Genomic DNA, 2,538 nt, shown 5'->3' with positions numbered 1-2,538 from the left:
GACTCAGACGGTCTACTTTTTTAAACGCATCAATTAACTCTGTTTCAGAGAAGCAAACCTGCATACCAATGCCGCCGCCGCCTGCCGTGCTTTTCAGCATCACCGGATAGCCGATCGCCTCCGCTTCTTTTCTTGCGATCTCCCCATCTTCGAGTAGCCCAGTTCCAGGCACAAGCGGCACTCGATGCTGCTCTGCCAGTTCACGTGCCCGATGCTTTAATCCAAAGGCACGAATTTGCTCAGGGGTAGGACCGATAAACGCGATGCCTGCGGCTTCACAGGCGGCAGCAAATTCAATGTTCTCACTCAAAAAGCCATAGCCCGGATGAATTGCCTGCGCTCCGGTTTGCTGTGCTGCTTCCAGAATTCGATCGAACCGGAGATAGCTTTCTGCCGCTGGGGATGCACCAATCCACACAGCTTTGGTTGCCATCATGACATGCTGAGCATGAGCATCTGCGTCTGAATACACTGCCACGGATGCAATACCGAGGCGATCGAGTGTCCGAATAATCCGGCAGGCAATTTCGCCGCGATTGGCAATGAGAACTTTGGTGAACATTGGTTTTCTACCCTTCCCAGATAATGATCCGAATCGGCGTGGGATTGTACGCATTACAGGGATTATTGATCTGGGGACAGTTTGAAATCGCAACCAGCGTATTCATCTCTGCTCGCAGGTCAACAATGCTGCCAGGGGCAGAAATGCCGTCCACAATTTCGAGTGTACCGTCCTCAGAAACCGGGACGTTCATAAAAAAGTTGATGTTGCTCACCATATCCCGCTTGCCTAAACCGTAAGGTGCGAGCGCAGTCAGGAAATTTTCGACGCAGGCGTGCTGATAGCGTTTGTCCAGTCCAAACCGCACCGAATTGCTTTCGCAGCTACAGGCTCCGCCTGAGGTGTCATGTCGTCCGCAGGTGTCATTCAGAATGGTCATCAGCACTCGACCATCATTTGAAATCAGTTTGCTGCCCGTCGTCAGATAAAGATTGCCCTGAGCCACGGTTGTATCCTGGGCACTGTAACGCTCAGACGGATCATCAGCACTGTAAACCAGGAAATCAACTGCCTGATTGCCGCCCAGATCTTCGATTCGCATGATCTGTCCCTGCTTGAGCACCCGCGACCAGGGATGCCGGGCAGGAACCACTTCGTCGTAAATTGCAGTTTTGGGATCGAGCTGGGTTGATGTTGTCGTCATGGTTTTATCCCTTTCAATTAATCCCTTTCAGTTAGTCTTGAGCAAACAAAGCATCTGTATTGACAAAGCCGCGCTCTGCTTCAGGATTGGCAGTCCGGCAGAGGTCATCGGCGGCGGGAGCAGGGGAGTTCCAGACTGTGACTTGAATGGCTTTGGGTTCGTAAACGGTGCTGGGGTGCAGCGGATGGGGACAGTTCGAGAGGACGACCAGCACATTCATTTCGGCGCGGAGATCGATAAAGCTTCCCGGTTTCTCGGCTCCCTGCACAAGAGTCATTTTGCCGTCTGGCTCGATCGCCACTCGCGTAAACAGGTTGAGGTTGGGTGGGATATCGCGCTTACTCAGCCCATATCGCGTCACAGCTCTGCGGAAACTATCGCGAGCGTTAACCCAAAAATCACCTTCCCCATATTTCGCCGCATTACTGGCGGCATTGCTGCACCCGCCGAACAGGTCATGATAGCCAGACGTATCTTCGGTAATCGAGAACAGCACGCGCCCCATGTCGGAATAAATCACCATGCCCTTTTTCAGGAAGGCATTGAACTGAATTTTGGCAGTATCGGCAACGTTGAGTCGCTCGATCGGATTATCAGCGTTGTAGCAAATGAGAGAAACGCCCTGAGAGCCTTCTAAATCAGTGATGCGCAAAGTATTGCCCCCTTTGATCACGCCATGCCAGTACGCGCTACCGGGCAATTTTTCATCGCGCAGAATCAAACCCAGATCGAGGCGAAGCACTGCTCCGTCAGGGGGAGTCGTCTCTGGAGATGAATCTGAGTTCGGCAAATCTGAGTTCGGCAAAACAGATGATTGCGCCATAGAATCCTCCGGTTTCGGTTGAATGATCAGTTAAAACAGAAATGAAACAAAAAACGAAACTGAAAAGAAGGAACTAGAATCACGCTGCCTTCAATAACAAAGCCCAGGAGTGACCAACAGTTACTCAAGTCCTGTATGGTTCTCCCGGGCTTTTTTCCCGCCGTGTGACTAACCTGGCTTCAAAGCTAGAAGCTCAAGCTAGCTGCTTCTCTTGGACCAGCCATCACGCCAATTACAGCCCGATCGGAACCCTAGAAGCGAATCCTATTCAGTTGCGATTGAATTCAATTTTGATTCAGCCTATGTTAGATAAAACCGCTTTTGGCAACATTAGTCAAGCCCAATGAATCATTCAACGGGTGATTGAGGGGTGAGCCTGGGACTCAATGCCAGCGGGTTGATTTCGCTTATATTAGCTCATAAGTCACTGTGGCAGCGGCAAACGAGGTTCTCTCGGCACGATCGTAGGTGGGCTAAAAGCAGGCTTAAACCTGAAAGGAATATTGGGTT

Annotated in this window: 3 protein-coding genes and 1 riboswitch; all 3 genes read right to left on the bottom strand. The window is 51.1% G+C overall.

Annotation, left to right across the window (positions count from 1 at the left end):
• The coding region (locus H6F80_RS11145; protein WP_277879117.1) for a biotin carboxylase N-terminal domain-containing protein at positions 1-562 on the bottom strand (562 nt) is incomplete at its 3' end.
• Positions 563-569: 7 nt separating this feature from the next.
• Positions 570-1,205 carry an urea amidolyase associated protein UAAP2 gene (locus H6F80_RS11140; protein ID WP_190791624.1) on the bottom strand — a complete coding sequence of 212 codons (636 nt, stop codon included), beginning with the start codon at positions 1,203-1,205 and terminating at the stop codon, positions 570-572.
• A 31-nt stretch (positions 1,206-1,236) separates the two neighbouring features.
• Positions 1,237-2,028, bottom strand: coding sequence for an urea amidolyase associated protein UAAP1 (locus tag H6F80_RS11135; RefSeq protein ID WP_190791623.1), 792 nt, complete (start codon positions 2,026-2,028; stop codon positions 1,237-1,239).
• Between the two features lie 139 nt (positions 2,029-2,167).
• Positions 2,168-2,294: riboswitch (guanidine-I (ykkC/yxkD leader) on the bottom strand.
• Positions 2,295-2,538: the final 244 nt, after the last annotated feature.

The organism is Leptolyngbya sp. FACHB-711 (assembly GCF_014695615.1).
In the GTDB taxonomy this organism is placed as follows: Bacteria; Cyanobacteriota; Cyanobacteriia; order Elainellales; family Elainellaceae; genus Leptolyngbya_A.
The sequence above is the reverse complement of the archived record's forward strand: the minus strand, read 5'-3'. Positions and strand labels throughout refer to the sequence as shown.